The sequence below is a fragment of the Prevotella sp. MGM2 genome (assembly GCF_002933955.1).
Lineage (GTDB): Bacteria > Bacteroidota > Bacteroidia > Bacteroidales > Bacteroidaceae > Alloprevotella.
The window spans coordinates 1-7,857 of record NZ_BEWW01000277.1 but is presented as its reverse complement, the minus strand read 5'-3'; the positions used below and the strand labels follow the sequence as shown (position 1 = coordinate 7,857).

Below are 7,857 nucleotides of genomic sequence, written 5' to 3'. Positions count from 1 at the left end.
AGCTCCCGAATTTTAACAAATGCACCGGAATTTCGGCTTGACCCCTACCTTAACTACAATGTAATGGTTATATCTACATAAGAAGAAAGCGGGGTATCTGACTCCTGCTTGTTCGTCGTTAAGGTCCTAGGAAAACCTGTAGAATGAACAGAACAGAATAAAGACACCCACGCCGTTGGTATAACTATACATACCTGAAAGTGTGCCGGAGGACATAATAAGCCCTCTGCACACTGTCGGGGACGGTATATACCTACCCGTAGCATCTACTTCTGCGATGTTTTTTGATTCTACGTTTGAATTTCCTAGGTTCTAACGACCAAAAACAAAGCGTTGGTAAACGCATTCCAAAAATGTAGCGCTTCTCCTCCGCTTGATGTTCCGTTCCCTTTCGGGTAGGTATGGCGTGAGTGAAGCAGTTGCAAATATACGGAGATTTTTTAAAAGATAGCGGTTGAATCGTTTTTTTAGTGATGTAAGATGTGCTTGATGGTTTGTCCTCCACCCGATAGTTTTATTTATATCACAATTGTGAGATGTTGACGTTTAAAGGGTTTTATTTTAACGTGTCGGAATGATTTGTTTTTGACTTCTGTCTTGTTTATTGTGGTTTTTATATATTTTTGCATCATAATTTATGATAGACAGAAATACCATACAACGGATAATGGATGCCGCGGACATTGTGGACGTGGTAAAAGAGTTCGTGACTCTTCGTAAAGCCGGAGTTAATTATAAAGGGTTATGTCCGTTTCATGATGATAAGACGCCAAGTTTCACTGTCTCACCTTCCAAGCAGTTGTGCAAATGCTTTTCTTGCGGAAAGGGAGGCAATGTGGTTCATTTCATCATGGAACATGAGCAGATGTCCTATCCGGAAGCTATTAGATGGCTGGGTAAGAAATATGGAATAGAGATAGAGGAAAAAGAGTTGACGGATGATGAAAAACGTTCGGCAACGGAGCGCGAGAGCATGTTCGTATTGAATGAATGGGCGCGCGATTATTTTTCCAATCTTTTGCGTAATCATGTGGATGGTGTGGCCGTTGGTATGGCTTATTTTCGCCAGCGTGGTTTCCGTGATGATATTATCCGGAAATTCCAACTCGGTTTTTGTCTGCCTGAAAAAGACGCTTTGGCAAAAGCTGCTGTTGCCAAAGGGTTCAATCAGGAATATCTGGTGAAGACAGGCCTTTGTTTCCGTACAGACGACGGCCGTTTGTTAGACCGCTATCATGGACGTGTCATTTTTCCCGTGCATACGGTTTCCGGCAAGGTCGTGGCCTTTGGCGGGCGTATATTGTCATCGGAGAAAAAAGTTGCCAAATATGTCAATTCGCCGGAGTCGGAGATTTACAGCAAAAGCCATGAGCTTTATGGTCTTTATTTGGCCAAACATGCCATTGTCAAGCAGAACCGCTGCTATTTGGTTGAGGGATATACTGATGTCATTTCGATGCATCAGAACGGAATTGAGAATGTGGTCTCATCCAGCGGAACTTCGCTGACAGAAGGACAAATCAGGCTGTTGCATCGTTTTACGGATAATATAACGGTACTGTATGATGGCGACAGTGCCGGAATTAAAGCCAGTCTGCGTGGTATTGACATGTTGCTTTCGGAGGGCATGAACATTAAGGTGTTGCTGTTGCCGGACGGTGATGATCCCGATAGCTTTGCCCGTAAGCATAGTGCGGAGGAGTATCAGGCTTATATCGATGCCAATCAGGTCGACTTCATTAAGTTCAAGACCAATTTATTGCTGGGGGATGCCGGCGATGATCCTATCAAGCGTGCCGAACTGCTTCAGGATGTGGTAAACAGCATTGCTGTAATTCCTCAGGGAATAGTGCGGCAGATGTACGTAAGAGAGTGCGCACATTTGTTGTCAGTCAGTGAACAACTGGTGGCCAGTGAGGTCAATAAGGTCTTGAGGAACCGTAGAGAGGGTCAGGGGCCGAAAGAGGAACCGAAAAGTACAGCCGGGCAGAATGAGGCGGTGCGGACAATGATTCAGGCTGCGGGCGATGAAAGCAAGAAGGAAGAGGATTTGCTCATTGAGGCCATTATTCGTTATGGAGCCAATTTTTTTGCTTCATTGCCCGACGAGAATGGCAATGAGTCTGATGTGACGGTCGCTCAGTATGTAGCGGCTGATTTTGCGGCAGATAATGTTCGGTTCAGTTCCTCCTTGTACCGCCGGATACTGGAAGAGGCTTGCGAGAAGTGCATGGCGGAAGGAATGTCAAGCTTACAATATTTTATGATGCATCCTGAAGCGGAGATCAGCAGTTTGGCCGCCCGCTTCGGGGCAGACCGCTATGTGCTTTGTCAAAGCCAGCAGCAAGGTTTTGTGCCGGATGAGGAGCGGCTTCTGGATTTGATACCACGCCTGATACATGATTTTAAATATCGGTTGATCCGCGAGGAAATGATAGATTTGTTGCAACAGCTGAGCCGGCCGGAGGTTATGGCCGACACTGACCGGTATTTGGAGATTATGCTGCGTTATAAGGATTTGAGTGAAGTGGAGCGTCAGTTTGCCCAAGCTTTGGGCGACCGTGTACTTACTACTGTTTAGAATCTTGTTGATGGATGTCCGTTTCAAGGAGTTATAGTTAAGTTTTTTTATCATGAGAAAAAAGTTGTTTTCGTTACTTCTTTGTTTGGTGCTGGTCTGTTCTGCACTGGCGCAAAACAATGCGTATTTGGCTTATATAGAAAATTATAAGAAATTAGCCGTGGAGCAGATGGACAAATATGGCATTCCTGCCAGCATAACTTTGGCGCAGGGCTTGTTGGAGAGTGGTGCCGGAAGGAGTTTTCTGGCAGTGAAGGCTAATAATCATTTCGGAATAAAAACAGGTGATTCATGGACCGGACCTTACGTTTTGAAAGATGACGATGCGCGGGATGAGCGTTTCAGGGTTTATCGTAGTGTGGAAGAGTCCTATGAAGACCATTCCTTGTTCTTGGCCAGACGCGGGCGCTATGCTTCGTTGTTTACTTTGAGGCGGACTGATTATAAGGGATGGGCCAAGGGATTGAAGGCAGCGGGATATGCCACAAATCCTCAGTATGCTTCATTGCTCATCTCATTGATTGAACGGTATGACCTTCATCGTTTTGATTTGAAAGGCGGGCTGGACAAATGGGATATGGCCGGAGGAAATTCCGTGGGCCAGACAGGAGCTGGCGGAAGCCTGGCTCAGAATGGCCCGTTGGTGATGCGATGCAATGGCAATTATTATGTAGTTGCCCGATGGGGGGATACTTATGCCTCGATAGGGAAGTGGGCCGGAGTGAGTGAGCGGAAGTTGCGCCGTTACAACGAAGTGCCTAAAAAGATGAAGTTGCAGCCCGGCGATATCGTCTATATGGAAAAAAAGAGAACTAAGGCCGCCAGAACTTTAAAGGGAGTATATCATGTGCTGAAAGCCGGGGAGTCCATTCACCGTGTGGCTCAGATGTATGGAATGAAAATGTCCACCTTGTATAAACTTAACGGCCTGTCGGCGAATGATGTTCCACATGAAGGTATGCGTCTGCTGATCAGATAGTCCGGGACTTTCAGATAGGAGAATGTAGCCTTTGTTTACAGACACCTTGATACTTTTAATCCTCGGCTGACCGTAACGGTGTACCTATTTTAACACTATTTGCTTTTGGCGAAAAAAAGTCGTATATTTGCAATAGCGAAGCGGGACATTCATGTGGAATGTTCCGCTTTTTACGTATTTATCATGGGTTTTTAAAGGAAAAAAAGGACTGATTTTGTTTAAAATCTCCGTATCGGAATAAAAATTCCAAGTATTCGTGTTGATTTTTCAGTACGGACTTTTTGGAAAAATAACGTTTTGAGATGGAAAACATGCTCTGAAAGTGTGTATGAAAGTTAAATATGTTAAAGTCTAAAGGCTATCCCATTGTCTATCCGCAGTATAACTTATGTGTTGCTGCCTGTATGAAATGTTTTGTTCTAATGTCACAAAAGGTGTCTTATTGCTTTATCTGCAGGTGAAGCAGCGAAGGGACAACAGAGCATTTGTGAAGTCTAAAGAGACTTTAAGGAGGTGTAAAACAATATAAAAACAATAGGAAAGACTTTTTTTACTTCGTTTTCATGTCTTTCTTATAATGATTTTTCAGTATCTTTGCCCTAGGATAATATGTCCTGATTAATATACATGATGACATTATGAAAAGGTTTTCTGTTTTTTTGCTGTTGGCATTGGTCATGAGTTACTCCGGTTTAGCTCAGGATGACGATGTCTATTTTGTTCCGTCAAAGTCGGCTAAGGCAGAGACGCGCGCAAAGGTGGCTTCCCGTTCTTCTTATGGTGCTACGGGAGAGACCGAAGTTTATAGTTATGATAATTGGGCTGAAGGCCGTGACAACCGTAGCATGGATGTGGACGCCTACAATCGCCGTGGCGGGAATGCTGATAGCGTTTCGGCTTTTTCAGCGGAAGAAAACGCTGCCGGTACTTATACTTCGCGTATTGTGAGGTTCCACTCTCCGAGTATAGGCGTTTACGTCAGCAGTCCCTATTATATCGATGTTTATGATTACTGGTATGACCCTTGGTTCTCGCCGTTCTATTATCATTCGTGGTTCTATCCTTCCTGGTATTATGGCTGGTATGGCGGTTGGTATGGCTGGGGTATGGGACCTTATTGGCATTCCTGGCATCATTATCCCTGGTATGATTATGCCTGGGGATGGGGAGGGCATTATCATCCGGTTTGGAACGGCAGTGTGCGGCCTCGGGATACCGGCCGTCGCGTGACCAATTATCGGCCGTCGCGTGGTTATGCTTCTAATAATAGAGGAGGTGTAAACCGCCCGTCACGTAATTATGATTATTCTCGTCCGTCGCGTGGATCCGGCACAACCGGACGCCCTTCTCGCAGTTTCGGTAATTCCTCTTCAAGTTCCCGCGATTACGGCAATGGCAGTGTGGGAACGTCCTCACGGCCTACGCGTAATTACAACAACTCTTCACGTAGTACAGGCAGTGGCACCTCAACACGTTCTTACAGCGCTCCGTCACGCAGCAGCGGTAGCAGTGGCACGATAAGCTCTCCTTCACGCAATTATGGCAGTGGGGGCAGTCGCTCCTATGGTGGTGGCGGCAGTCGCGGACGCCGTTAATTTTGCCTTTAAAATAGTAACAGACAAATATAATTATATACGTTATGAAAACTTTGAAATGGATGGTGCCCGGCCTTTTGGCTGTCAGTTTACCGCTTCAAGCACAAGATATATATAAGATGGAGATGTTCTCCGGTGAGGATTTGAACGGTACGGCCCGTTTTGTCGGTATGGGCGGCGCCATGAGCGGTTTGGGAGCCGACATTTCAACAATGGGCACCAATCCTGCTGGTATGGGATTGTATCGGCGCAGTGATGTCGCTTTGACCGGAAGCGTTGGCGTTCAGCCCAACGCACGTGAGTTTTTCGACATCAATAAGGCGCGTGCTTCTTTCGATCAGCTTGGCTTCGTTTATTCTGCTCCGATGGGGGGTGACGGGTTGAAATTCGTCAACTTTGGCTTTAACTATCATAAGCGCCGTAATATGAAAAATTTTATCGGAGCGGATAATGTTTCTACCGGCGGACTGTCTCAGAGTTGGCAAATGATGGACTTGAGTTATGTCAATACCGGCTGGCTCGATTTGTCCAAGGATGATGACCGTGAATATACCACACCTCTCACATTGCTGGGATATGACACCCAAATGCTGGAGATGCAGACCGATGCAGACGGAAAGGTTACCGGATATCTTCCGGTAGATGCCGATCATTATAATTATAAGCGTGTACAGTGGGGAGGCATTCAGCAGTATGATTTCAACTTGTCAATGAACTGGAAGGATCGGATTTATGCAGGTCTGACTTTCGGCGTTCACAATGTGAATGTACATAGTTATACCGACTATTCTGAAATGATAATAAATCCGGCTGACAACTCTCTTCATGAATACTATACCACAAATGAGGAGGCACTTACCGGTACTGGTTATGACTTGAAGTTGGGTGTCATTATCCGTCCGGTTGAGGAGTCTCCCCTCCGGTTGGGATTTGCGGTTCATACGCCTACTTTCTATAATCTGACCTCCTCGCAGTATTTGTATATGAAATCTCCGTTCAGCCATGTTGATAATGGCGGCAACGATATCCCTTATACGGAGGCTGGTTTGGATCCGGGTGAGAATGAATATAATCTTCGAACTCCCTGGCGTTTCAATTTTAGCATGGCCACAACTGTAGGAAATTATCTGGCGCTTAATGCAGAGTATGAATATAGCAACTACTCTTCGGCTCAGGTACGTTACCCCTCTTACGATTCTTATTATTACTATACCGGTGGCGAAAAAGACAGGGCTTTGAGCGACGAGGCCAAGCGTTTTATGAATGGTGTCAGTACGGTTCGTCTTGGTGCAGAACTGAGAGTTGCCAAGGGCGCTTATGTCCGTGCCGGATATAATTATGTTTCAGCACCTTTTAAAAAGGACGCATATCTGAATTTGTTTACCGCCAGTCCGTCTTACTATTATAGTAATAATACGGATTATGTGAATCTTGGTGCTATAAACCGCGCTACGCTGGGCTTCGGATTACGCGGTAAGCATTTCTATGCCGATATGGCTTATCAGTATCAAATACAGAAAGGCGATCTTTATACTTTTCATTTGGGAGATGATGCCGACCGAAATCGCTTGTCTGCTAAAACCGTAGATTTAAACAGGCATAATGTGATGCTGACTTTGGGATATAAATTTTAAATTCAGACACAGGTGAACGATTAATTTATTTAACTAACGTGTTGATATATGAATAAACTTTTAATGAAGGGGGCGATGTTGTTCCCCTTATTATTGTTCGGGGCTTGTAGTAGTTTCTCACCAGAAGTATTGACGGGTGAACAGTCCTTAGGTAAGGAATGGGATGTGGTTCTGATGGATGGTAAGGCTGTTGTGCCTGCCGATGATACTCCCTATCTTGGTTTTGACAAAGAAAAAATGTGGGGATTTACAGGATGTAACCGCCTGACGGGAGGTTTCCCGGTGAAAGACAATAAAAAGGTGGATTTTTCTAAATTAGCCAGCACCATGATGATGTGTCCTGATAGTAAATATGAAACGGACTTCATGGCTGCATTGCGGCAGGTCAAGTCTATTGATTCTGCAAAAGATGGTTTCCGTTTGAAAAATGAAGCTGGAAAAACAGTGCTGGAGTTTGCTCCTCGTGAATTGACAGATGAAAGACTGGGCGGAGAGTGGATGATCACCTTAAATAAAGGCACCGATGGTTATAAGCAGGATGGTGAGAAACCTTTTGTCGGTTTTGATATCAAAGAGAAACGTATCTACGGTTTTGCAGGCTGTAATCGTCTTGTGGGAACTCTGAATTTTGAGGAGTTTAAATCCGGTAAGGCTGATTTTTCCCAACTGGGTACAACACGCATGCTTTGTGAGGATAATACTTACGAACAGGCTTTGCTTGAAAACTTGGCTAAGGCAAAAAAAGTAAAGTTCTTTAATAATGAGTTGCGTCTTTTTGACGGAAATAATGAAACTCTTGTGATTCTTCGGAAGAGCAAATGAGGATAATTTTTGTTTAGAGGTTTATTTGCATCATAAAAAGAGGTGGGAAATGGCTTGATTTACCGATGAATAAAAAGAAATTTCCTTTTTTTGAAGGAAAATAAGTAAAAAAGTGTTCGGAAAATTTGTCAGTTTCAAAAAAAGTAGTACCTTTGCACTCGCAATCGAGAGATGGCAATATAAACCCCTAAAGGTGCGTTAGTTCAGTTGGTTAGAATACATGCCTGTCACGCATGGGGTCACGGG

5 protein-coding genes are annotated in these 7,857 nt (G+C 44.6%); all 5 read left to right on the top strand.

Translation table 11 applies throughout. The features are described 5' to 3' along the window. Positions 1-637: 637 nt before the first annotated feature. The 5 genes from dnaG (at position 638) to C5S62_RS07165 (ending at position 7,611) form a co-directional block, all read left to right on the top strand. Positions 638-2,581 carry a DNA primase gene (gene dnaG / locus C5S62_RS07185; protein WP_104404707.1) on the top strand — a complete coding sequence of 648 codons (1,944 nt, stop codon included), beginning with the start codon at positions 638-640 and terminating at the stop codon, positions 2,579-2,581. Positions 2,582-2,708: 127 nt separating this feature from the next. Then, on the top strand, positions 2,709-3,560 hold the full coding sequence (locus C5S62_RS07180) for a glucosaminidase domain-containing protein (protein WP_371411194.1): 852 nt from the start codon (positions 2,709-2,711) through the stop codon (positions 3,558-3,560). A gap of 638 nt (positions 3,561-4,198) precedes the next feature. Beyond that, positions 4,199-5,155 (top strand): hypothetical protein, encoded by a 957-nt coding sequence (locus tag C5S62_RS07175; RefSeq protein WP_133159532.1) that lies wholly within the window; start codon positions 4,199-4,201, stop codon positions 5,153-5,155. Between the two features lie 44 nt (positions 5,156-5,199). Further along, positions 5,200-6,789, top strand: a complete 1,590-nt coding sequence (locus tag C5S62_RS07170) for an OmpP1/FadL family transporter (protein ID WP_104404704.1) — start codon at positions 5,200-5,202, stop codon at positions 6,787-6,789. Between the two features lie 48 nt (positions 6,790-6,837). Beyond that, positions 6,838-7,611 carry an META domain-containing protein gene (locus C5S62_RS07165; RefSeq protein WP_104404703.1) on the top strand — a complete coding sequence of 258 codons (774 nt, stop codon included), beginning with the start codon at positions 6,838-6,840 and terminating at the stop codon, positions 7,609-7,611. The last annotated feature ends 246 nt before the right edge of the window (positions 7,612-7,857 follow it).